Origin of the sequence: Pseudarthrobacter sp. NPDC092202, assembly GCF_044755505.1 — a bacterium.
Taxonomy (GTDB): Bacteria; Actinomycetota; Actinomycetes; order Actinomycetales; family Micrococcaceae; genus Arthrobacter.
The window spans coordinates 25,186-48,638 of record NZ_JBIVRG010000018.1; the positions used below are offsets into that span (position 1 = coordinate 25,186).

A 23,453-nucleotide genomic window follows, 5' to 3' on the forward strand; every position below is an offset into this window, starting at 1 on the left:
AGGAGCCCCGGACCACCCAGCCAGGGGGCAAGGGTCAGGGCTGGGCCCGGAGCGCCTCGCTGAGGTCCAGCCCGCTGCGGTACTCCACCGGCTTGCCACTCATGGGATCCACGAACCGGATGCCTCGGGCCAGGAGCTGGAGGGGCCGGGTGTAGTCGTCCGGAGCCTTGTCCAGCAGGTCCGGGTAGAAAGCGTCGTTGACGATGCCCAGGCCCAGCGACGCCATGTGCACCCTCAGCTGGTGCGTCTTGCCGGTGTGCGGCTCGAGCCGGTACCGGGCCAGCCGCCGGGGACTGCCCGGTGCCGCGGCAGAGGCGCCGGCGGCACCCGAAGGAGCGCCGGCGTCGAACGTTTCCAGCCGCTCGATCCGCGTTTCCGCGTTCGGTTCGCCGTCAATGACTTCAGCGAGCAGGTAGCTGCGCGACTTGGTCATCCTGTTGCGGACCACCATGGGAAAGTCGACGGCGGGATAACCGTCCGCGGGGCGGGCGGCGGACACGCACTCGTATTCCTTCTGCACCTGGCGCTTCTCGAAGAGCACCTGGTACCTGCCGCGGGTCCGGGCATTGGTGGAGAACAGCAGGACGCCGGCCGTCATGCGGTCCAGCCGGTGCATGGGAATCAGGTCCGGAAGCTCCAACTGGTTGCGCAGCCGGACCAGCGCCGACTCCTGGATGTAGGTGCCGCCGGGGGTGGTGGGCAGGAAGTGCGGCTTGTCCACCACCAGCAGGTGTTCGTCTTGGTGGAGGATGGTGATGTCCACCGGAATCCGGGTCTCCGGCGGGAGGCTGCGGTAGTACCAGATGAACGTGTGGTCCTGGAGCGGCGTGGTGCGGTTTAGCGGTACCCCTCCCTCGCCCACAATCTCGCCGGCGTCGAACCTGTCCTCGATGCCCTGCGGGTCGATGTGCCCCCAGCGGTGCATCATGTAGTCCATCGCGGTGTCCCACGGACCCTCTCCGGGAAGGCGCAGGCGCGTGGCATTGACGCCGTCGCGCACGGGGAGGGGGGAATGCATCACCGGACCATTCTACCGGCGGGCCCTGCTGGCTCCGGCGGAGCCTCCTGGTGCCCGAATTCGCCGGAACCGTGCGGGGTCGCCGGAAGCTTCCGGCGATCGCGCACCGTTCCGGCGAGCCGAGAACGGACGATAAAAAAGTTCTTGACAATTTAAATTGTCGGTAACGATACTTGAAGCATGTTGGAGATAGCGGTCATCGAGGACCCCGCAGCGGCCGAGGCGTCCCTGGATCCGATTCGGACCCGAATCCTTCGCGAACTGGTGCAGCCGGCCTCGGCAACCCAGCTCGCCGTGAGGCTGGGCCTGCCGCGGCAGAAGGTCAACTACCACCTCAAGGCCCTGGAAAAGCACGGTCTGGTGGGGCTTGTGGAGGAGCGTCGCAAGGGCAACATGACCGAACGCATCCTCCAGGCCAGTGCGTCGTCCTACCTGATCTCACCCCAGGCGCTGGCTTCGGTGTCCCCGGATCCGGGACGCTTTTCGAGCCATTTTTCGGCATTCTGGCTGCTCGCCCTCGCCGGGCGGATGGTCCAGGAAGTGGGAAAGCTGATCGCCGGCGCAGCGGCCGCCCGCCAGAAGCTGGCCACGTTCGCGGTTGATGGCGAGGTCACCTTCCGCAGCGCGGCTGAGCGGGCCGCCTTTGCCGAGGAGCTCGGCGTGGCGGTCACGCAGCTTGTGGATAAATACCACGACGGCGACGCCTCCTCACGCGGCCGGCGGCACCGGCTGGTGGTGGCGCTGCACCCGGCACTCAAGACAACCAACCACACCCTTTTAGGCAAGGAGCAGGGCAATGACTGACAACCGCAACTTCGAGATCGCCTACGACACCGAACTGCCCGGCACGCCGGAGCGTGTGTGGGAGGCCGTCACCACGGGAACCCCGGCATGGATGTTTCCCACGGACCAGTGGCCGGACGTCAAGACCGTGAACGAATACCCCACCCATCTCGTGTCCAGGATGGACGGTCCCGACGGCTGGTTCAACCAGCTGGAGCATGTCCTGGAACCGCTCGACGGCGGCCGCGCCCGCCTGCACTATGTCCACAGCGGCATCTTTGCGGACAACTGGGACGAGCAGTACGACGGCGCCAGCCGCCACACGCAGTTCTACCTCCACACCCTGGGCCAGTACTTGGAACACTTCGACGGCAAGCCGGTGGTGTTCACGGACATCCAGGCGCCGGCAGCGTCCCAGTCGCCGGACGGCTTTGAGCGCCTTCGCGCAGCGTTGGGGGTGGACTCCGCCGGGCAGGGCACCCACGTTGATGTGGAGCTCGACGGCGTGGGTCGGCTTTCGGGAGACGTGGACTTCTCCAACGAGCACTTCCTGGGCCTGCGCACTTCCAGCGCCATGTACCGTTTCTTTGGCCGCAACGCCTGGGGCGCCCCCGTGGGGATGACGGTGCACGATTTCAGTGGCGCAGGGGACTCGGACGCCACGGCCAAGGCCTGGAGCGGCTTCCTGGACAGGGTCTACGCGTAGGAGTCCGGGACGGGGCGGCCGGATGGCGCTGGCGTCGGCTGCTCACGCAATGGCCACGGCAGGTGCGCTCTTGAGGGTCCGGCGGAGCTGCGGGGCGGCATCGAGCCGGTCCTGTGCTGAACGCAGGGCCCGGACGGCGGCCTCGAGCTTGTCCGGCGGCAGGGTGAAGGGCATCCGGAGATAGCGCTCGAAGGCCCCGCCTACCCCGAAACGCGGCCCTGCGGCCAGCCGGATCCCGAAGTCGGGGGCGATGACGGTCAGCGCAGTGCTGATGGGGGCGGGCAGCCGGCACCACGCGGACAGGCCGCCGGAGGGGTAGGCCGCCTCCCACTCCGGCAGGTGTCCGGCAAGGAGTTCCAGGAGGGCGGCGCGGCTTTCCCGGAGGGCGGCAAGCCGTGCCGGCAGCGGCTCGTCCAGTGCCCTGACCAGGTGGGCGGCAGCGAGCTGTTCCATGAGGGGTCCGCCGAGGTCAAGTGAGGTCCGGGCCGCCGCAAACCGCTGGACCAGTTCCTCCGAAGCCCTGATCCAACCGGTGCGCAGCCCGCCCCAATGGGACTTGCTGAGCGAGCCGATGGTCACCACTGCCGGACTGAAGGCAGCGACCGGGGAGGTGCCGGTGCCGTCGAGGTTAAGCTCGCGGAGGGTCTCGTCCACCACCAGGACCGTTCCGGCGGCCGCAGCCGCCCGGACCAGTTGGCGGCGCTGGAGGTCCGGCATCAGCTGGCCTGTGGGATTGTGGAAGTCGGGCACCACGTAGGCCAGCCTGGGCCGCTGCAGCAGGGCGGCCTGCAGTGCGGCCATGTCCCACGCCGGCGCAGCCCCGGCGCCATGGCTGCCGCCGCCGGCATCGATAGAGAACGCCACCGGGACCGGCCGGCAGCCGGCAGCCCGGATGGCATCCAGGGCGTTGGGGTAGCTGGGGTGTTCCACCAACACCCGGTCCTGCCTGCCGGCCAGGGTGCGCAGGATGATGTTCAGCGCGTGCTGCGCCCCCGACGTCACCAGGATCTGGCTGGCCGTAGTGGGCGCTCCGGCCGCCGTGTAGCGCGCCGCAACTGCCTCTCGCAGCGGAAGCAGGCCTATAGCGTCATAGCCAAACCCGGGAAGCAGGGCCGGAAGTTCCGTAAGGGCAGCCGCGAACGCACGGTGCACCACCTCCCCGCTGGCGGGAAGGGAGGCATACGCGAGATCAATCAGTCCCTCCGGCGCAGCCAGCCCGGGGGCGGTCAGCGCGGGATCGTTCCGTGCCGGGCCCGTGAAGAGCGTGGTCCCCGCCGGGGTGATGCGGGGGATCCGTGTCCGGCTCCTGCTGCCCTGGCCGCCGGTCAGGAAACCCTGCTCGCGGAGCAGCCCATACGCGGCAGTCACCATGGTCCGGCTGACCCCCAGGGCTTCGGACAGGGCGCGCTCGCTCGGCAGTGCCGTGTCCAGGGCGACGCGGCCGTCCAGAACCAGCAGGCGCACGACGTCGGCCAGCTCGCGGTAGCCGGGCGTTGCGCCGACATTCCACTCGCCCAGGAGACGCGAGAGGCCGGCAGCAGTGAGGGAGGACATCAGGCCAGTATCCCAGACTGGCTATATAATTTCATGCCAGTTTTCTGCGAGAGTCGTTTTCATGTTGACCCGCAGACTCCTCCAGCTTTTTATCGGCCTTGCCATGTACGGCGTCTCCCTGGCCATGTTCATCCGCGCCGGGCTGGGCCTGGACCCGTGGGACGTCTTCCACCAGGGTGTGGCCGGCAGGACAGGACTCAGCATCGGTGCGGTGGTCATCATTGTGAGTTTCCTGGTGCTGCTGCTCTGGATTCCGCTGCGGCAGTGGCCCGGGTTCGGCACTTTGTGCAACGCCGTCCTGGTCGGCGTGTTCGCGGACATCGGCCTCGCCCTCATTCCAGACGTATCCCACCTGGGCGGGCAGATCGGCCTGCTCGCAGGCGCCGTGGTCCTGAACGGCATTGCTTCAGCCTGCTACATCGGTGCCCGGTTTGGTCCCGGCGCCCGTGACGGCCTGATGACGGGCCTGGCCCGGCGCACCGGCTGGTCCGTCAGGTGGTCCCGCACGCTAATCGAAGTTGTGGTCCTGGCCGCCGGCTGGTTCCTTGGCGGCTCGGTGGGCGTGGGCACTGTTCTCTACGCCCTCGCGATCGGGCCCCTGGTCCAGCTGCTGCTCCCCGTCTTTATGGTGCCGGCCCCTAAGGTGCCCGCGTCAGCCGCCGTGGACAAAGCCTCGGATGAGGCCAGCAGTGCCGCGACTCCTGCGCTTGCGCCCCTGGCCGGCAACAGCTGAAAATTACGCCGGGTGCGGGTCATCCGGGGCCAACAACGGCTGGCACTGGGGGCAGAAGTAGATATCCCGCTCCTCGTCACCGTTCAGCTTGCCCAGCACGCCGCGCCGGATGGGCGTTCCGCACTTCAGGCACGGCTGGTGTTCCCGGCGGTAGACCCAGTAGCCCGGCCGTCCCGCCATCCGGCCGACGGGCAGGCCGCGGGCGTTAAGGATGGTGACCCGGCGGCCGGGGCCCAGGTTGACCTCAAGGAGCTGCTTGGCGTCGGTCATCATGGTCCGCACGTCCTGGACCGCGGAGACGGGCGAAGCCGGGTGCACGCCGGACAGGAAACACGTTTCGCAGCGGTAGATATTGCCGATCCCGGCCAGGTTCCGCTGGTCCAGCAGCGCCACTCCCACAGGGACATCCGGAGCGGACCGGACCCGCCGCTCTGCCTCGTCCAGGTCCCAGTCCGGTCCCAGCAGGTCAGGACCCAGGAAGCCCACAATGGAGTCCTCGCTGGCCGTGGCCACGACTTCAACAAGGCCCAAGGAAAATCCGACGGCGTCCGCAGCCGCGGTGCGCAGCACGCACCGCGCGGTGTAGCCGGGCTTCCGCCACCGTCCGCCGGGCGGGTACACCTGCCAGGTTCCCTCCATTTTCAGGTGGGAATGGATGGTGAGCTTTTTGTCGTCCGGCCCCACCACGCGCATCAGCAGGTGCTTGCCGCGGGGCACCACCTCAGCCACGGTCCAGCCGGCAAGGTTGAGGGTTGCGAAGCGGGGCACGCGGAAATCGGAGGCAAGGAGTTTTTGTCCTGCCAGGGCCTGGTGCAGCTGGTTGGCTGCCCGCCAGACGGAATCACCCTCAGGCACGGATCCTCAGTCCTTTCGGGGTGGAGTAGGCGCCGGCCGAGCTCAGCGCGGAAGCAATGGGGGTGTCCAGGATGCCGTGGCCATTAACCTTCTCCATGATCAGTTTGTCCACGGCTCCCCGGGTCACCACGCCCACCAGGGCAGCGCCGGCGGCCGCCAGGACGGCTTCATCGTCGCTGAAGGCCAGCAGTGTTTTGCCGCCCCGTTCCACATAGAGGACCAGCGCCCCGTCCACCAGCACCACCAGGGCACCAGCCTTCCGCCCGGGACGGTGCCCCGTTCCGGCGTCGTCATGGAGTGCAGGCCAGGGGAGGGCCGCACCGTACGGGTTGGCAGGGTCCGTGGCGGCCAGCGCGAGGGCAACGGGTTCGGGCCTGGCGAGCTGCGTGTCCTCGGAATAGGAGCGCAGCCGGTCAACAGTGGCCGGGACGGCGAACTGGGCCGCACCCAGGTGCTCGATGAAGTAGCCCCGCCGGCAGCGACCGGCCTCCTCCAGCCTGGCGAGGACCTTGTACATCAGGCCAAAGCCGCCCAGGATCTGTTCCGCCATCACCGAACCCCTGGTGACCACACCGTAGCGGTCCAGCAGGAGTTCAGCCGTGGCCCGGGCATGGATGGTGGGGTCCAGTTCCGGCTGCGGCAGGGCAGACCAGCGGCCTGCGGCCATCGGGGGAGTTGCCGCGCCGCCGGCGGACGCGCTGTAGCGGCCGCCCGCCAGGCCCGGCGAACCCAGCAGCCCGCTCCCGTGGGACCGGCCCAGCCTGCTGAGCCGGGGCGCCCGGGCCCGGGGTGCGCGGGCCACCTGCCGGTGCGCGGTGTGGCCGCCGGCGATCAGCGCCCGGACCGGGGCGAAGGTATCCCCGGTGATCCGGCCCGCCCAGGCGAGGTCCCAGAGCGCGGTCACCACTTCCTGGTCGCTGAGGACGGAGTCCATGCCGCCGGCAACGTCCGTCAGTTGCCGGAAGAAGTAGCCGCCGCCGTTGGTGCGCAGGTGCTCCAGGAGGCGCTGCTGCGCGTCCCCGGGTTCGTATTCGATGGCAGGGTTCAGCGTCAGTTCGGCGGAGTCGGCGAGGTGGAGGCTGATCCAGCCGTCATTTCCCGGCAGGGCTCCGGCGCCGGACCACAGGACCTCCCCGGCCGCCATCAGCTCATCGAGCATGGCGGGCTGGTAGTTGGAGACCCTGCCGGCGAGGACCAGCGGCTCCCAGGCCGACGCCGGAATGGGGATCCCGGACAGTTGGTCGATGGCGGTGATGATGCCGTCCAGCCCCCGCAGCGACGGCTGGCCGCGCCCTCCGCCGGGCGTCCTGACGTGCTGCCAGGCGGGCAGGAAGCGCCCGTAGGCTGCCGCGTCCACCGGCTCCACTTCCGCGCGGAGGGCTGCCAGCGAACGACGGCGGAGCTTCCGCAGGACCTCGGCGTCACACCATTCACTGGTTACCGGGTGCTGGGAAAGGCTGGACGTGGGTGGATCACTTGCCGGTTGGCCCTCTTCCGGTCCATTGTCACGACCGGTGGCGTCACCCGGGGTTTCGCCCGTGGCTTCCGGGGCGTTTTCCGGCGGCCCCGCATGCGGCCGGAATTCGCCCTCCACGACGCGCCCGTCTGCCGCCAGGCGTTTCAGGGCGGTGCCTACCACTGCCACGCCCAGGCCGAGCCGCGCTGCTGCCTCGGCCGCGGTAAAGGGTCCGTGCGTACGGGCGTACCGCGAAACAAGATCACTGAGGGGATCGGCGACAGGCTCGATGAACGCGAGCGGGACACCCATGGGCAGCGGAACGCCGATCGCATCCCGAAGCCGCGCGGCATCCTCAACAGCGGCAAACCGTTCCACCCCGCCGATGTTCACCTTGATGGCCCGGTTGGCGCGCTGGAGCGCCACCAGGTGGGTGGTTGCCTCCGCCGGCGGGGCGTGGCCGGCGTCCACCGGGGTTTCAACGTGACCGGTGTCCTCAGAGCCACTGGCGTCCGCAGCGCCAACGGCGGGGATGTCGGCTGGTTGATCGAGTGCGACGGGTTCCAGCCTGGCCGCTACTTCCTCGGGCGCCAGGGGGCCAAGAAGCCGCAGCAGGTCCGCCACCCCTTCCATGCCCCGCACACGCCGGTCCGGTGCCAGCCGCTGCAGTTCGCGTTCGGTGGCGTCGATAACCTTGGCGTCCAGCAGTTCCCGCAGCTCAACGCGCCCCAGCAGTTCGTTGAGGAGCGTGGAGTCCAGGGCCAGGGCGGCGGCACGGCGCTCTGCGAGCGGGGAGTCGCCCTCGTAGAGGAACTGGGCCACGTACCCGAACAGCAGGGACTTGGCGAACGGGGACGGCTGGGACGTGGTGGTCTGGACAATCCTCAGTTCACGGCGCTCCACGGAGGCCGCGATGTCCTTCAACGCCGGGAGGTCGTAGACGTCCTGCAGGCATTCCCGGACAGTTTCCAGCACGATGGGAAAGGTTGGATACTTCCGGGCGACATCAAGCAGCTGGGCGGACCGCTGCCGCTGCTGCCACAGCGGCTGCCGCTTGCCGGGGGTCTGGCGGGGCAGCAGCAGAGCCCGGGCGGCACACTCCCGGAACCGCGAGGCGAAGAGCGCGCTGCCGCCCACCTCGGCGGTGACGATCTGTTCCAGCTCCTCGGGATCGAAGAGGAACAGCTCCGCTCCGGGCGGCTCGTCCTCCATCATGGGAACGCGCAACACAATGCCGTCGTCCGCAGCCATCGCCGATCCGTCCAGGCCGTACCTCTGGTGCAGGCGCTGCCCGACGGCGAGTGCCCAGGGCGCGTGCACCGGCATCCCGAAGGGGCTGTGCAGGATCACGCGCCAGTCGCCCAGTTCGTCATGGAACCGCTCCACTACCAGCGTGGTGTCGCTGGGTACCACCTCGGTGGCCAGCTTCTGTTCGGTGAGGTACTGGATCAGGTTGTTCGCGGCGAACTCGTCCAGGCCGCTGGCTTTGCAGCGCTCGATGGCAGGGCCGGCGTCGGACGCTGAGAGTTCGCGCACGAACGCGCCCAGGGCACGGCCCAGGTCCACGGGCCGGCCGAGCGAATCGCCCTTCCAGAAAGGCAGCTTGCCCGGCTGGCCGAAGGCGGGCGAGACCAGCACGCGGTCATGGGTGATGTCCTCGATCTTCCAGCTGGTGGCGCCCAGCGCAAAGACGTCCCCCACCCGGGATTCGTACACCATCTCCTCGTCCAGCTCACCGACCCGCCGGCCACCCTTGGGGGCAGGTGCTGGTTTTCCGTCTGTGGAGGGGGAGGCTGATCCTTCCACCTCCGTGCCGATGATGTACACGCCAAAGAGGCCGCGGTCCGGGATGGTTCCGCCGGAGGTCACCGCCAGGCGCTGCGCACCGGCCCGGCCTTCGATGGTGCCCGCGTTGCGGTCCCAGATGATCCGGGGGCGGAGTTCGGCGAATTCGTCGGACGGGTAGCGTCCGGCCAGCAGGTCAAGGGTGGCTTCGAACGCTGAGCGGGGGAGGGACGCGAAGGGCGCCGAGCGGCGCACGGTGGCGAACCATTCCTCGACGTCGATGCTGCCCAGCGCGGTGGCGGCCACGGTCTGCTGCGCCAGGATGTCCAGGGGGTTGGCTGGGATGCTGAGGCGTTCGATCTTTCCGCCGAGCATCCGTTCCACGGTGATGGCGGTGTGGACGAGGTCTGCGCGGTGCTTTGGGAAGAGGACACCCTGGGAGACTTCGCCCACCTGGTGCCCTGCCCGGCCTACCCGCTGCAGGCCGCTGGCCACGGAGGGCGGCGATTCCACCTGTACCACCAGGTCCACGGCGCCCATGTCGATGCCGAGCTCCAGGGAGGACGTGGCCACCACGCAGCGCAGCCTGCCGGATTTAAGGTCGTCCTCGATGAGTGCCCGCTGGTCCTTGGAAACGGAGCCGTGGTGCGCGCGGGCCAATACAGGGTCCGCTCCCGCAGAGCTTCCGGCCTGCGCCATCATGTGCGCCGGCGTGGCCGTGGAGGCGGGAACGCCGGGCACCGCCGCCAGCTGGTCCGGGTCATCCCAGCCGCCGCCTGCCGCGACCAGCTGCCGCTCCGCGTAAATCTCGTTGAGCCTGGCGGTCAGCCGTTCGGAGAGCCGCCGGGAGTTGGCGAACACGATGGTTGACTGGTTGGCCAGCACCAGGTCCACGATCTTCTCTTCCACATGCGGCCAGATCGATGCCTGCGGCTGCAGCCCGGAAGCGGGGCCGGAGTCGAAAGCCCCTGCGGCGCCCTGGAGATCGGACATGTCCTCCACCGGGACGGAGACGGTGAGGTCCCAGTTTTTCTTGGCAGGAGGGGCAACAATTTCCACCGGCGCTGAACCCGCGAGGAACTGCGCCACGAGCTCCTTGGGTTCCACGGTGGCAGACAGTCCAATGCGCTGGGCGGGCTTGGGCAGCAGCGCGTCCAGCCGCTCGAGCGAGACTGCCAGATGGGCGCCGCGTTTGGTTCCGGCCACGGCGTGGACCTCATCGATGATGATGGTGTCCACTTCGGTCAGCGTTTCCCGCGCCTTGGACGTGAGCATCAGGAACAGGGATTCCGGGGTGGTGATGAGGATGTCCGGCGGGTTGCTCAGCAGCGCGCGGCGGTCGGCCGTCGTGGTGTCCCCGGAGCGGACGCCCACGGTGGTCAGCGGTGCCGGCAGTCCAAGGCGCTTGGCGGTCTGGGTGATGCCGATCAGCGGGGAGCGGAGGTTCCGTTCCACGTCCACACCCAGGGCCTTCAGGGGTGAAATGTACAGGACCCGGGTCTTGCGCTTCGGCGCCCGGGCGCGCTTGCCTTTCGCGGCGGCCTTGGTGTTTCCCGCAACTCCGGCATCGACCGGTGCTTCCGCTGCTTCCGTGGAGGAGGCCAGCAGCCGGTCCAGCGCCCACAGGAAGGCCGCGAGTGTTTTTCCGGAGCCGGTTGGCGCCACCACCAAGGCGTGTGAGCCCGAGGAAATGGCACGCCAGGCGCCCTCCTGGGCAGGTGTTGGTTCTGAAAAGGCACCGAGGAACCAGTCGCGCGTGGGCCTGCTGAACTGGGCCATGGGCGCAGCCCCGGTGTCCTTTCCGCCGGTGCCGCTTTCAGTTGCGGAGGGCCGTTCCTCGATCATGCCTCCATCATGCCCCAAGGCACCGACACTGATGCCGGACGCCTGCCAGGGCTCACGCCTTGCCCGCGGACGGAAGGTCCTTGGTGGCGGGCCCCTCCAGGAGTTTGCCGTCGCTGCTGAAACGGGAGCCATGCAGCGGGCAGTCCCAGGTCAGTTCACTGTCGTTCCAGTGGAGGATGCCGCCCAGATGCGTGCAGACGGCGGAGAGCCTGCAGGTGGTGCCGCCGACGGTGGAGACGGCCACCGGTTTGGGTCCTTCGCTGTACACCTTGCCCTCGCCTTCGGCCGGAACCGCAGGGGAGGGCGCATGCTCCTTCTTGTCCTTGCGCAGGCCTTCTGCGGCCACCTGCCCCCAGCCGGAAGCGAGCTTGGCTGCCACGCCGGCGTTAAGGGCGACGGCGGACAGGGCGCCGGAGGGCGAGGTGACCCTGTGGTGGATGGTGTCCGCCCAGGGCACGTTTCCGCCGAGGATGTCGGCAGAGATTCCGACGGCGGCCGCCACCGCGTTGGTCATCCCCCACTTGCTGTAGCCGGTGCCGAAGTGGATGTGGCCCCTGCCCCGCGGGAACCTGCCGAAAAAGGGCATGAGGTTGGTGGGCATGTAGTCCTGGGCTGACCACGTGTGGGTGGCAACGGCGCCGGGGTAGTGCTGTACCGCCCAGTCCAGGAGGCTGCCAAGGTGGTGTTTTTCGGACCTGGCCCGGCCCACGTGGTGCCCGTGGCCACCCACCAGGAGCAGGCGCCGGCCGTCCTCTTCATAGTCCCTCAGGGAATGGGTGGGCTGCTCCACGGAAATGTACATGCCCCGGGGAGGAGCCTGGTCCTCCTGCAACTGCAGGGCTGCCGCGTAGGAGCGGCTGGGCTTGAGCTTGGCGAAGTACAGCCCCCGGTCCAGCACGGGAATGCCGGTGGCGAGCACCACCTCGTTGGCTGTGACGGTGCCGTGGTCGGTGTGCACGGTCGCCGGCCCGCTGCCGGTGACGTCCTGCAGCCGCACGCCGCCCACCACGGATCCTCCCCGGCCCCGGATATCGGACACCAGCGTCTCCAGCACCCTCACAGGGTGGATCTGTGCCTGGTCCGCCAGGCGTACGGCACCGTGGACGGGAAACGGCAGGCCGGCGTCGCGCACGTATTCCAGGTCCAGCCCGCCGGTGGTGCCGGCACTGACTTCCTCGCGGAGCTTTTCCGTCCCCTGGGCGGAGGCTGCATAGGTATAGGCGTCCCTGCGCTGGTACGGCACACCTTGTTCGTCGAGGTACCGCAGGAGCCAGGCCTGGCCCTCCCGGTTGGCATCCACGTATGCCTGCACCTGGCTCTGGGAATACTGGCGGGCGAGCTGTGACAGGAATGTCCCCTGGAGCAGGCTGACCTTGGCGGTGGTGTTTCCGGTGGTTACGGCACCGGGGTACCTGGCCTCCAGGACAAGCACGTTCTGCCCGGAGCGTGCCAGCAAAAGTGCGGTCACCAGGCCGGTGAGTCCCGCACCGGCCACCACGGTGTCGTAGGCGCCTCCCGGCTCGAACGGATCAGTTGCGAACGGTTCCCTGCGATCCAGCCAAATGGACGTCATCCCTGCTCAGCCTGCCTTCGCTCCAGGGCCAACGGCCCAGTTTGTGATGGGTCTGTTATGAACCCCAACCCAGGTACAGCGCATTTGCTAAGTATACTTACGATGTCGGGGATTAAGTCTATGGTCAGGTGGCAGCCCGGCAGCCAGTGAACATAAACGACAAACATCAGGAGAAGTCATGACAAGCATGAGTTCCGACGGCCGCACACTAGGCCGGACCACCATCCAAACAGCAGCCCTTGCAGTGGGAGCTGTATTCCTTCTTGTGGGCGTCCTCGGGTTCATTCCCGGTATCACCACCAACTACGAGACCCTGGGTTTCGCCGGCCATGAGTCCGAGGCGCTCCTGCTGGGCATTTTCCAGGTGTCGATCCTCCACAACATCGTCCACCTGCTGTTCGGCGTGGCCGGTATTGCCATGGCACGCAGCGCAGCCCAGTCCCGGAACTACCTCATTGGAGGCGGCGCCGTCTACCTTGTCCTGTGGATCTACGGCCTGCTGATCGGCAAGGACACCGCGGCAAACTTCGTGCCGGTAAACACAGCGGATGACTGGCTGCACTTTGTCCTTGGTGTAGCCATGATCGGTCTGGGCGTTGCCCTGTCCCGCGGCACTGCCCGTACCGGCCGGACCACCACGGCCACCAGGTAACCCAGGCCCCAAACGGGTCCCACAAAAGAAAACTGCAGGCGGTCCGGCATTTGCCGGGCCGCCTGCAGCGTCTATGGTCGAGTCCTCCGCAAGGGAACTAGGCCGGCTGGAACGGACTGATTGTCAGCAGCGTAATCGCGCCGTTGCTGCAGGCCCGGGTGGGCTGGGGCAGGAACAAGGAATCCGTGTCCTCCGGCGGATAGATGCGGTAGCCGGCCGCATCCACCATGGCGCAGTCGGAGTAGTTGCCGGCCTGGGTGTAGCGCAGCACGGCCGTGCCGGTTTGCCCGGGGGCAAGGAGGACGTCCGACACCGCCGTAGATTCGTCACGGACCGCGGGCGCGCCAATGGGAGCCCCGGCAGCATCAGCAGTCAGGGACACCCCGGCATACCCGCGGAGGATGCACGGCCCGGAGCCGGTGTTGGTGAGGTTGAGCTTCATGTAGACGCTGCCGGCTGCTCCGCCTCCTGAAGCGTCGGTGGCCGCCGTGAGCCCTGACGCCTTGCAGAGGGCCGGATCTCCCGGTACGGGAGCTGCGGAAGACGGGGACGTACCGGTGGACGACGGCGTGGCAGACGGTGTTGGCGCCGCGGACGGGGTGCCCGTGCCGGCTGGGCTGCTGGACGAACCGGTGCCTGTGTTTGCCGCGGTGGGCTGCGCTTCTGGCTGGCCCGGCCCGCAAGCACTGAGCATCAGTGCCGCCGCCGCGGCCGCCGTGGACATGACCAACCCCTGGAAAATTCGCTGAGACCTCATGGCACCACCTTCGCGGCAGCGGGTGTCCGCGTCAACGCCGCAACGGGCCGCCACGGCATTTTGATGCCCGGATCGTGATGATCCGGGCATCAAAAGCGGCGGCATCGGGTGTGCCGGGCCTCCTTTGGTGCGGCGTTGCGGGGCTGGGCCCTACTTCGCCGCGGGTTCTGCCGGGCTGCGCCGTGCCGTGCTCCGGACCAGCGCCGTACCGCCAAGCACCAGCCCGCCGACGCCCGCTGCCAGGCCCGCCCAGCTGCGCGCGTCCGCCCCGCCGTCCGTGACAGCCGAGGCCTGTTCGGTGGAGTGGGAGGCGGCCGGAACCGCCCCGTGGCCGCCGGTGCTTGCTGCTTCCGTCACCGTGACTGACGGCGCGGGTGCCTTCAGGGAATGGGGGTCCTGGCCGTCCGCCGGAATTTCTGACCAGTCAGTCTGGCCCGTTTCGCAGGTCTGCAGGGTGGGGAAGTAGAGCGTCGTTCCGGCCGCGTCGGGCAGCTTCGCAGAGAGGACCAGGGTGTCCCGGAGCTGGTGCTCCAGGGGCGCCTTGGCCGTGTAGACGATCTGGCTGGTCCGCTTGGTGATGGACGTGCCGTCGGCAAGCTTCTTCGGTTCAGCGAGCTGTTCAGTCACCTTCTCCACGGTCCAGTTCGGGTTGACCGTGGGCTGGGCATCGTTCAGCTCAGTCGGCAGCGTGATGGCCACCTTGGTGGTGCCGGCTTCGTCGCAGCCGTGGGGAACCGCGAACGTGAGCAGGGCATAGGAGTTGGCCGAGGTCTTGTCCGGCGTGACGCCTACGTGGGCGGCGGCCCCGCCCGCTGCTGCGAGCAGCAGCGCCGCGGCGCCTCCGGTTGCTGCTGCCGCTGCCAGGGAACGTCGAAGGATGGAGGTATGCATGGGTTGCCTTTCTGGCGCACGCCCGGGTACGGGGGTGCTAAAAGTTTGTGGGCCCGGTGCCGCAGGATGCGGAGCGGGTTAGGAAGAAAGCACGACGGCGGAAGGCGGGCCGCGCCGGCTGTCCTGCCGCAGGTTGCGCCAGGGACGCAAAGGGACGGCGGCAGGTGGAAAAGCGGCGACAGGCGGGGTGCCGCCGTCGCATGCCAGTGGCTGGGGGAGGGCAACCAAGGGCCGCAGCCACGCGGCAAGGGCCCACAGTGCGGCCTCGCCCTTGGCGAGCAGCAGTGCGGACGCCAGCGTCGCCAGGATGTGCGCCGAGAGCATCAGGGGGCCGGCTGTTGCCGCGGCCCCGGCGAGATGGTCCACTGCCGGCGCGAGGATCCCGGCTCCGGCCAGGTGGCTTTCATGGGGCGCCGCGGTGCCGGAACCTGGGTCCCCGCCGGGGGAGCTGAAGGCCGAGAAGACCTCATGCAGGGCCAACTGCCCGCCGCCCAGAAGCGCCGCCAGCGCGGGGAATCCCAGGCGCAGGCGTGTTGCGGCCGTGCTGCCGAGAGCGGTCAGGGACAGCGCAGCGAGCATGATGGCGGGCGTCGGGAGTGCCCCGCCGGCAGCGAGGTGTGCCCCGGCGGCAAGCGTCAGGATGACGGTGGCCACGGCCGTGGCGCGGAGGAGGTGGAAGGGCGTACGGGGACGATGCGCCGGCACGGACGGTCCCCCTCCCCATGACGGAACGGGCCGCGGACAGCGGCGCCGTGTTGAATGATGGCCGTTCAGATTCTACGCGTGGGAGGGGCTGCTTCGCGCTCCGGGGCGGGCCAGTGCGGCCCCGCCTACGGCTATGTACCGCCTATTCGGGTCCGCGTAGACTGCGAGCGTAACTGCCAGGCGATCTTGAGGAGAAGTTCATGGACTACACCGGAAGCCAGTCAGAAAAGTCCGTCCCCGCCGGTGAGCTTGACCGCAGCCACGTGGGCCACACGGTCAGCTTCCAGCCGAACGAGTTCACCGTTGTGTTTGGCAAAATCGCGGGGATAGCCCGCACGGAGGCCATGGTCTACCTGTCCCTGGATGGCGTCTCCGGCGGCACGCACCTTAAGGATGAGTACGATCTCCCGGTGGGCCACCCGGTATACCTCCAGGTGGATGTCATCTCCAACGCGGAGTCCACCATCAAGGACCTGTTCGGCAAGGTGCAGGAGAACCTGCGGGGCTCGACGCACAAGGGCGGCGGGGACCCCACCGACCGGCTGTAGCAGTCCGGCCTCCGGGTGCGGTTGGGGATGGAAAGGCTGGGATCTACGGGTCCTGGCCTTCTTTCGTCCGGTGAGGAAGGTTGACGGCCAGGCCAACAATTGTTCAACAATACCTTGCGCTGATTGTTCAACAACCTGTATCGTCAATCGGGACGACCACTGTGACTCCAGTCACCCTTAATATTGGACGGACCCATGGCAGAAACCAGCACAAAACTGAACCTGAGCTCCTCGGCTCGGCGCACGGCCCTCCTGGGAGCCATGTTCCTGATGGCCACCAGCGCCATCGGGCCCGGCTTCATCACGCAGACCACGGTCTTCACCGCCCAGATCGGTGCGGCCTTCGCGTTCGCAATCCTGGCGTCGATCCTCATCGACATCGCGGTCCAGATGAACGTCTGGCGCGTCATCGGGGTTTCGGGGCTGCGGGCGCAGGAACTCGGCAACAAGGTGATCCCCGGCGTCGGGTGGTTCCTGGCCGGCCTGGTCTTCCTTGGCGGCGTCGTCTTCAACATCGGCAACATTGCCGGAACCGGGCTGGGTGCCAATGCCATGCTCGGCGTTGATCCCAAGATCGGCGGTGCCGTGTCCGCGCTCGTTGCGATCCTGATCTTCCTTAGCAAGAAGGCCGGGATGGCCCTGGACCGGATTGTGGTGCTCCTGGGTGCCGTGATGATCCTGCTGATGATCTATGTGGCCATCGTTGCCGCTCCGCCGGTAGGCGAGGCCCTTAAGAACACCTTCCTGCCGGAGACGGTGGATTTCCTGATCATCACCACGCTCGTTGGTGGCACCGTGGGCGGCTACATCACCTACGCCGGCGCTCACCGCATGCTGGATTCCGGCGCCACCGGAATTGAGCATGTCAAGGAGATCACCCGCAGCTCGGTACTCGGCATCATCGTCACGGGCATCATGCGCGTTCTGTTGTTCCTGGCCATCCTCGGCGTCGTGGCCGGCGGCACGGTGCTCAGCAGCAACAACATGGCTGCGGAAGCCTTCGGTGCGGCTGCAGGTGAGATCGGTACCCGCATGTTCGGCATCGTGCTCTGGGCCGCCGCCGTCACATCGGTCATCGGCGCCGCCTTCACCTCCGTTTCCTTCATCACCTCGTCCCGGACTCCCGAGCGCAAGCGCAACCTCATCACCGTCGTTTTCATCGCAGGCTGCGCCACGGCCTACCTGTTCCTTGGCCAGGCACCTCAGCAGCTGCTGATCTTCGCCGGTGCCTTCAATGGCCTGATCCTCCCGGTGGGCTTCGGGATCCTCCTCTGGGTTGCCTGGCGGCGCCGCGACCTGATGCACGGCTACGCCTACCCCAAGTGGCTGCTGATTGTCGGCGTCCTGACCTGGCTGCTCACGCTGTTCCTTGGCTGGAACTCCGTGCTGGGCCTGGCGAAGCTGTGGTCATGATCAGCCGCGCGTCCCTCCTTCCCGCAGAAGCCCGCGAGGCCTTCCGCGGCGGACTCGTGGAGCCGACGTCGGGCTGGTCCCGCGGCTACGCGCAGGCGAACGTCCTGTCGATTCCGCGTGAGCATGCCTTCGACCTGCTGCTGTTCGCCCAGCGCAACCCCAAGCCGTGCCCCATCCTGGGCATCCTCGAACCGGGCCAAACCACCGGGCCGCTGCTGGCCGGCGGAGACATCCGCACGGACGTCCCCAAGTACACCGTCTACAGGGACGGCGAAAAAGTGGACGAGCCCACGGACATCACCGGCTACTGGCAGGACGACCTGGTGACGTTCCTGATCGGCTGCTCTTTCACCTTCGAGTCAGCCCTGCAGGACGGAGGGGTCCGGATAGCGCACATCGACCAGGGAGTGAACGTGCCCATGTACCGGACCAACCGGCCCTGTGTCCCGGCAGGATCAATGTCCGGACCGATGGTGGTGTCCATGCGGCCCGTGCCGGCGTCCCAGGTTGCGGACGCGGTCCGCATCACCTCGCGCTACCCTGCCGTCCACGGCGCCCCGGTCCACGTGGGCAACCCGGAAGAGCTGGGGATCGCCGACCTGGGGCGGCCCGACTTCGGCGACGCCGTGGAGATCCCGGCTGGCCAGATCCCGGTGTTTTGGGCCTGCGGGGTGACGCCGCAGGCGGCAGTGATGCAGTCGCGGCCTCCGCTGGCGATCGGCCATGCTCCCGGCCATATGCTGATCACGGACGCCCGGGACAGCGATTACCTGGTGCCGTAGGCGCCGCTCTGAAAAGCCCGTGCCGTAGGCGCCGCTCTGAAAGGCCCGTGCCGTAGGCGCCGCTCTGAAAAGCCCGTGCCGTAGGCGCCCCTGGGAAAAGTCCGTGCCGTGGGCGCTTTATGGACAACTTAAAGAACAAGTGTGGGGCAGGAGGTTTCCTCCTGCCCCACACTTGTACGTTTCGGCCGTGTGCTTATCCGGCGCGCTGGCGCATTTCGGACCGGCGGTCCTGCTCCGCGCCCAGGTGCACCAGCAGCTCCGCTTCGGCCTCGTCCAGGTAGGCGCGCAGACCCTCTGCAGCCTCCTGGCGTTCGCCGGCGCGCAGTTGCTTCACCAGCGTCACATTGCGGTCCACGTAATGGCTGTGGAAGTCCGGGGCTGACGCCATGGAGTGGAAGACCAGCCGCATTTCGGCCAGCACCCGGTCCATGAGTTCCTGCAGTGAAGCGCTCCCGGTGAGGGCAACCACGGCCCCGTGCAGTGCCTGGTTGGCGTCGGCCATGGCAGGCACGGATCCGCTGTCCCGGGCCTGCTGCGCCCGCTCCACGATGGTTTCCAGCCCGTCCAGCACCTGGGGCGTCAGCTCGCCCCACAGGACAGCGGCAGGCTCGATCATCCGCCGGACACGGTAGATTTCGCGTACTTCCTCCACGCCTGGTGAGGCCACAAAGACGCCCCGGTTTGGAATGCGCGTCACGATGGATTCGCCCACGAGCGTGGTGAACGCCTGCCGCAGGGTGTTGCGGGAAACTCCCAGCGCTGCGCACAGCGGCTCCTCGGACAGCTTGGAGCCCGGGGTCAGTTCACCCGCGGCGATGCGGGTGCGCAGCACCGACGCGATCCAGGCTGTGGTGTGTGCGTGTTCGGCTGTACCGTCTGCCGGAGTGTTCATTGGTTTCCCCCATTCCCGTTCGACTAACGATGCTAGCCGACAGTACCCAGCACTTCGCCGCGGGCCACAGCGGCGCCCGGTTCCTGGCCGCCGCGCCGGAAGGTGCCGGTGGCAGAGGCAACCACCACGGTTTCCATCTTCATGGCCTCCAGGACGGCAACAGGTTCTCCGGCGCCAACCCCGGCGCCGTCACCGGCCACCCACTTGACCAGGTTCCCGCCCATGGGAGCGGTGACCTCGCCGTCCGCGTCGGCGGCCTCCGGGCCGGAGGAAGGTTCGACGGCGGCGCCTCCGCCATGGAGCAGGGCGTGGAAGACCTTGGCGGGCAGCCCGAGCTGGACGGCCTTCCCGTCGATTTCGACGGTCAGGGTTTCCCTCCGGGCCACGGGGCCCTGGGCGCCGCTCTGCAGGGAGGCAGCCAGGCGGCCGGCGAACTCGGTCTCAATCCAGGTGGTGAACACACCAAGCCGGTCCGCAGCGGTGAAGTCGGGATCCCGCACCACTGCGCGGTGGAATGGAAGGACGGTGGGGACGCCCTCGATCCGCAGTTCGTCCAGGGCGGCACGGGCACGGCGCAGGGCCTGCTGGCGGTCCTCGCCGTGGACAATCAGCTTGGCCATCAGGGAGTCGTACTCCGCAGGAATGACGGAGCCGGACCGGACTCCGGAATCGACACGGATCCCGGCTCCGGTGGGCGCCTCGAAAATGTCCACCGGACCGGGGGCCGGGAGGAAGCCCCTGCCGGCGTCCTCGGCGTTGAGCCGGAACTCGAACGCGTGGCCCGTGGGCGTGGGGTCCTCGGTGACGGACACCGGCAAGCCGTCGGCAATGCGGAACTGCTCCCGTACCAGGTCCAGCCCGGACGTCACTTCGGTGACGGGGTGCTCCACCTGCAGGCGGGTGTTCACTTCAAGGAAGGAGATCACGCCGTCGGGGGCCACCAGGTACTCCACCGTGCCGGCGCCGGTGTAGCCGGCCTCGCGGCAGATGGCGCGCGCGGACTCGTGGATCCGGCTACGCTGTTCCTGCGTCAGGAAGGGCGCCGGGGCCTCTTCCACGAGCTTCTGGTTGCGGCGCTGCAGGGAACAGTCGCGGGTTCCCACCACCACCACGTTGCCGTGGGTGTCGGCCAGGACCTGGGCCTCGACGTGCCGGGGCCGGTCCAGGAAACGCTCCACAAAGCACTCGCCGCGGCCGAACGCCACAGTTGCCTCACGGACCGCTGAGTCGAAGGCGTCGTCGATGTCCTCCATCCGGTGCGCGATCTTCAGGCCCCTGCCACCGCCGCCGAAGGCCGCCTTGATGGCTACTGGAACACCGTATTCCGTGGCAAAGGCGCGCACGGCGTCGGCGTCCGGCACCGGGCCGTCGGAACCGGGGACCAGGGGAGCGCCTGCACGGACCGCGATTTCCCGGGCGGTGACCTTGTTGCCCAGGCTGCGGATCGCGTCCGGCGAGGGGCCCACCCACGTCAGTCCGGCGTCGAGCACTGCCTGCGCAAAGTCCGCGTTCTCCGAAAGGAATCCGTATCCGGGGTGGACGGCGTCGGCGCCGGACCGGGCAGCGACGGCGAGGATTTTCGGGATATCCAGGTAGGTTTCCGAGCTGGCAGAACCGCCCAGCGCGTACGCCTCGTCGCTGAGGCGCACATGCAGGGCGTCCGCATCCGGGTCCGAGTACACGGCCACGGATGCCAGGCCTGCGTCGGTGCAGGCGCGGGCAATCCGGACGGCAATTTCACCGCGGTTGGCGATCAGGACTTTTTTCATCGTTACTTCTTTCGCGTGCTCGGGAGAGGGGCCAGGGGCTGCAGCGTTTCGGGGTCCACTTCCACGAAGCGGAGGGTGGCCCCCGGGGGAAGCTGCGCTGCGGCGGGAAGGTCTTCGGGAATAACGGCACCGATCACGGGATAGCCCCCGGTTACCGGATGGTCGGCCAGGAACAGGACGGGAAGGCCCGACGGCGGGACCTGCAGTGAGCCGGCCACCACGCCTTCGCTGGGGAGTTCTCCGTCCCGTGCCCGTTCCAGCGGTGTGCCGGCTTCCGCTCCGGGTGTGGCCGGCCCGGTGCCGAGCCGGACGCCGATGCGGTTCGATTCGGCGGTCACCGTCCAGACCTGGCCGGTGAGGGCCTCGAGGGAGCGGGGCGTGAACCAGTCGTGGCGGGGGCCCGTGGTGATGCGCAGGACCACGGGCTCGCCGCCGGCAGCTGAGAGCAAATCCTCGGGCAGGGCTGGCGGTTCGGCCTGGCCCACCGCCCGGGCGCTGTCCACGGCGCCGACGGGCAGCAATGTCCCGGCAGCCAGCGGGGCCGGGCCGATGCCCGACATCAGGTCCGTGGAGCGGCTCCCCAGCACGGGTGGAACATCGATTCCGCCGCGGACTGCGAGGTAGGTGCGCAGGCCTTTTTCCGGCACGCCGAGGTGGAGGGTCTCACCGTCGTGCAGCGGGAAGGGGGCGTACATCGGCGCCTGCCTGCTGGTGCCATCGCTTTTGGTGTCATTGCTGTTGGGGCCATCGCTGCTGCTGCCCTGGCCGCGGATGTCCGCCGTCGTGGCCGCACCGCTGAGGGCAACCGTCAGTTCGCCCACTGCCTGCACGGAGAGGCCGCCCATGACGTTTTCGATCACGGCGTCGGTGGGGAGGTTCCCCACCAGCCGGTTCGCCTGGCGCGCGCTCGCAGTATCTGCAGCGCCGGCGGGGGAGACCCCCAGGTCGCCCAGGCCAGGGCGCCCGAGGTCCTGGATGAGAGCCTGCGGCCCCGGTGAAATTACCTCCAGGGCAGGGCCTGCGGGAACAGGCTGCTGCGCAGTTGCAGCGTCAGCCTGGCTGCCCTCGGCCGGGTTCGTCTCCGCCCAGGCCAGTTCAATGAGTTCGCGCACCGCGACGTACCGCACGGTGGTGCCGGGGCGCACCAGGGCAGGCTGCTCGCGCTGGAGGTCCCACATCCGCGTGGCGGTATGCCCGATCAGCTGCCAGCCCCCGGGTGACCGCCGCGGATACACGGCGGAGAAGTTGCCGGCCAGGGCCACCGATCCGGCAGGTACGGCCGTGCGGGGGGTGCCGCGCCGGGGAACGTTCAGGGCGTCCGTTTCCCCCACAAGGTAGGCGAACCCGGGCGCGAACCCGCCGAACGCAGCGGTCCACAGCTGGCCGGTATGGGCGGCGACGACGCCCTCGGCCCCCATGCCGGTAAGTTCGCCCACCTCGGCGAGGTCTTCGCCGTCGTACACAACCTCAATGTGCACCGGCTTGTCCGCCAGGGCCGCGGCGCCTGCCGGCATGCTCCCGGGCCGTGCCAGGGGCCCGCGGGCCCTGCGGGCGCTGGCGCGGGAGTCGAAGACAACCAGAACCGTTTGTGCCGCGGCAAGCACATCAACCTGGCCCGCCACCGGATCCTCCCTGAGGCGGGAGTGCAGGGACAGCACTGCGTCAAGGGACTCCAGTTTCAGGAGCAAGGCCCGCGGCCCGGCCCAGCGGATCTCCGGGGAACTCACACGAAACTCCTGATGTCCACGCCGGATGCTTCCAGTTCGCGGCGGACCGCGGCTGCCATGGAAACGGCGCCGGCGGTATCGCCGTGCAGGCAAATGCTTTCGGCGGAGGTCTTGATGGTGGATCCGTCCCTGGCAACGATGGTGCCCTCGGTGGCAAGCCGCACCATGTTGGCCGCAACAGCGTCCTCGTCATGGAGGACGGCGCCAGGTTCGCGGCGGGACACCAGTGTTCCGTCCGGGTTGTAGGCGCGGTCCGCGAAGGCCTCGGCCACTCCGCGCAAACCGGCGGCCTCGGCGGCGTCCAGCGCCACCGAACCTGGCAGCAGCAGCATCGGCAGGTCCCCGCCGAAGGCCTTGACCGCATCCACCACTGCCTGCGCCTGCTCCCGGTGGGTCACGATGGTGTTGTACAGCGCGCCGTGGGGTTTTACGTAGCTGATCCGGCCGCCGGCTGCCCGGGCAATCCCTTCCAGGGCGCCCAGCTGGTACAGCACGTCATCTGCGAGCTCCGTGGGGGAGCAGTCCAGGAAGCGGCGGCCGAAGCCTGCCAGGTCGCGGTATCCCACATGCGCGCCGATGCTGATGCCGGCGGCTACGGCCTCGCGGCAGGTCCGGGCGATTGTGGAAGGATCACCGGCGTGGAAGCCGCACGCAATATTTGCGCTGGAGACGGAGCGGAAGATGGCGGCGTCGTCGCCCATGGTCCAGTTGCCGAAGGATTCCCCGACGTCGCTGTTGAGGTCAATGAAGGCCATAGTGATTCTCGTCTCGTTGAAGTGGTCTCTTTAGGATGCACGAGAATCACAGATTGTTCAACAATATTGGCCAAATTGTGCGCAGGGCACCTTCCGGGCCGGGCCTTCCCGGCCGCGCATGCAACAGGAGGAGCGGGGGGCCGCGGGCCCCCCCCCCCCCCCCCCCCCCCCCCCCGCCGGGGGGGACGTAAACGGTAAGCCCGGCGGCCACCCCCCCGGGGACCCCCCCCAAAAACCCCCCCCCCGCAAAGCCG

At 68.3% G+C, this 23,453-nt stretch carries 19 protein-coding genes; 7 read left to right on the forward strand and 12 right to left on the reverse strand.

Annotation, left to right across the window (positions count from 1 at the left end):
* Positions 1–34 precede the first annotated feature (34 nt).
* Complete coding sequence (locus ACIQF4_RS19265) at positions 35–1,018, reverse strand: RluA family pseudouridine synthase (RefSeq protein WP_350001569.1); 984 nt, start codon at positions 1,016–1,018, stop codon at positions 35–37.
* 180 nt (positions 1,019–1,198) lie between these two features.
* Between ACIQF4_RS19265 and ACIQF4_RS19270 the strand changes: the two genes are divergently transcribed.
* Positions 1,199–1,822 (forward strand): ArsR/SmtB family transcription factor, encoded by a 624-nt coding sequence (locus ACIQF4_RS19270; protein ID WP_400517173.1) that lies wholly within the window; start codon positions 1,199–1,201, stop codon positions 1,820–1,822.
* A complete protein-coding gene (locus tag ACIQF4_RS19275) occupies positions 1,815–2,507 on the forward strand; it encodes an SRPBCC domain-containing protein (protein WP_400517172.1) in 693 nt (230 codons plus the stop codon). The genes ACIQF4_RS19270 and ACIQF4_RS19275 overlap by 8 nt, the downstream gene beginning before the upstream one ends.
* A gap of 42 nt (positions 2,508–2,549) precedes the next feature.
* Here the strand turns inward: ACIQF4_RS19275 and ACIQF4_RS19280 are convergent, their stop codons facing one another.
* The gene (locus ACIQF4_RS19280) at positions 2,550–4,061 is read right to left on the reverse strand and encodes a PLP-dependent aminotransferase family protein (protein WP_400517171.1); all 1,512 of its coding nucleotides are present in this window, start codon (positions 4,059–4,061) and stop codon (positions 2,550–2,552) included.
* A 61-nt stretch (positions 4,062–4,122) separates the two neighbouring features.
* Here ACIQF4_RS19280 and ACIQF4_RS19285 point away from each other — a divergent pair, with 61 nt between their 5' ends.
* Entirely contained in the window at positions 4,123–4,794 is a 672-nt protein-coding gene (locus ACIQF4_RS19285; RefSeq protein WP_400517170.1) for a YitT family protein, read from the forward strand.
* Positions 4,795–4,797: 3 nt separating this feature from the next.
* Here the strand turns inward: ACIQF4_RS19285 and ACIQF4_RS19290 are convergent, their stop codons facing one another.
* Genes ACIQF4_RS19290 through ACIQF4_RS19300 form a run of 3 tightly spaced genes read right to left on the reverse strand, consistent with a single transcriptional unit; the run spans position 4,798 to position 12,308 of the window.
* On the reverse strand, positions 4,798–5,649 hold the full coding sequence (locus tag ACIQF4_RS19290; RefSeq protein ID WP_400517169.1) for an Fpg/Nei family DNA glycosylase: 852 nt from the start codon (positions 5,647–5,649) through the stop codon (positions 4,798–4,800).
* Positions 5,642–10,735: a DEAD/DEAH box helicase gene (locus ACIQF4_RS19295; RefSeq protein ID WP_400517168.1), complete on the reverse strand. Its 5,094-nt coding sequence runs from the start codon at positions 10,733–10,735 to the stop codon at positions 5,642–5,644. The genes ACIQF4_RS19290 and ACIQF4_RS19295 overlap by 8 nt, the downstream gene beginning before the upstream one ends.
* A gap of 52 nt (positions 10,736–10,787) precedes the next feature.
* Complete coding sequence (locus ACIQF4_RS19300; protein WP_400517167.1) at positions 10,788–12,308, reverse strand: FAD-dependent oxidoreductase; 1,521 nt, start codon at positions 12,306–12,308, stop codon at positions 10,788–10,790.
* A gap of 178 nt (positions 12,309–12,486) precedes the next feature.
* On the opposite strand from ACIQF4_RS19300, the gene ACIQF4_RS19305 reads away from it, so the two are divergent.
* Positions 12,487–12,960: a DUF4383 domain-containing protein gene (locus ACIQF4_RS19305; RefSeq protein WP_231457079.1), complete on the forward strand. Its 474-nt coding sequence runs from the start codon at positions 12,487–12,489 to the stop codon at positions 12,958–12,960.
* 97 nt (positions 12,961–13,057) lie between these two features.
* Here ACIQF4_RS19305 and ACIQF4_RS19310 read toward each other — a convergent pair whose 3' ends face one another.
* From ACIQF4_RS19310 to ACIQF4_RS19320, 3 genes are all read right to left on the reverse strand, one after another.
* The gene (locus ACIQF4_RS19310; protein WP_400517166.1) at positions 13,058–13,717 is read right to left on the reverse strand and encodes a DUF4232 domain-containing protein; all 660 of its coding nucleotides are present in this window, start codon (positions 13,715–13,717) and stop codon (positions 13,058–13,060) included.
* Positions 13,718–13,867: 150 nt separating this feature from the next.
* On the reverse strand, positions 13,868–14,608 hold the full coding sequence (locus ACIQF4_RS19315) for a YcnI family protein (RefSeq protein WP_400517165.1): 741 nt from the start codon (positions 14,606–14,608) through the stop codon (positions 13,868–13,870).
* Between the two features lie 78 nt (positions 14,609–14,686).
* A complete protein-coding gene (locus tag ACIQF4_RS19320) occupies positions 14,687–15,313 on the reverse strand; it encodes a hypothetical protein (RefSeq protein WP_400517164.1) in 627 nt (208 codons plus the stop codon).
* A 200-nt stretch (positions 15,314–15,513) separates the two neighbouring features.
* Between ACIQF4_RS19320 and ACIQF4_RS19325 the strand changes: the two genes are divergently transcribed.
* The 3 genes from ACIQF4_RS19325 (at position 15,514) to ACIQF4_RS19335 (ending at position 18,056) form a co-directional block, all read left to right on the forward strand.
* Positions 15,514–15,861 carry a hypothetical protein gene (locus ACIQF4_RS19325; RefSeq protein WP_400517163.1) on the forward strand — a complete coding sequence of 116 codons (348 nt, stop codon included), beginning with the start codon at positions 15,514–15,516 and terminating at the stop codon, positions 15,859–15,861.
* A 195-nt stretch (positions 15,862–16,056) separates the two neighbouring features.
* Positions 16,057–17,274, forward strand: a complete 1,218-nt coding sequence (locus ACIQF4_RS19330) for an NRAMP family divalent metal transporter (protein WP_188731787.1) — start codon at positions 16,057–16,059, stop codon at positions 17,272–17,274.
* Positions 17,271–18,056, forward strand: a complete 786-nt coding sequence (locus tag ACIQF4_RS19335; protein WP_400517162.1) for a putative hydro-lyase — start codon at positions 17,271–17,273, stop codon at positions 18,054–18,056. Before ACIQF4_RS19330 ends, ACIQF4_RS19335 begins: the two co-directional genes overlap by 4 nt.
* A 193-nt stretch (positions 18,057–18,249) precedes the next feature.
* Here the strand turns inward: ACIQF4_RS19335 and ACIQF4_RS19340 are convergent, their stop codons facing one another.
* From ACIQF4_RS19340 to ACIQF4_RS19355, 4 genes are read right to left on the reverse strand one after another with little or no spacing between them, the layout of a single operon-like run.
* Positions 18,250–18,948, reverse strand: coding sequence for a GntR family transcriptional regulator (locus ACIQF4_RS19340; RefSeq protein ID WP_350000701.1), 699 nt, complete (start codon positions 18,946–18,948; stop codon positions 18,250–18,252).
* A gap of 32 nt (positions 18,949–18,980) precedes the next feature.
* The gene (locus ACIQF4_RS19345; protein WP_350000699.1) at positions 18,981–20,717 is read right to left on the reverse strand and encodes a biotin carboxylase N-terminal domain-containing protein; all 1,737 of its coding nucleotides are present in this window, start codon (positions 20,715–20,717) and stop codon (positions 18,981–18,983) included.
* Positions 20,718–20,719: 2 nt separating this feature from the next.
* Positions 20,720–22,444, reverse strand: coding sequence for a 5-oxoprolinase/urea amidolyase family protein (locus ACIQF4_RS19350; RefSeq protein ID WP_400517161.1), 1,725 nt, complete (start codon positions 22,442–22,444; stop codon positions 20,720–20,722).
* On the reverse strand, positions 22,441–23,199 hold the full coding sequence (locus ACIQF4_RS19355; RefSeq protein ID WP_400517160.1) for a LamB/YcsF family protein: 759 nt from the start codon (positions 23,197–23,199) through the stop codon (positions 22,441–22,443). Before ACIQF4_RS19355 ends, ACIQF4_RS19350 begins: the two co-directional genes overlap by 4 nt.
* Positions 23,200–23,453: the final 254 nt, after the last annotated feature.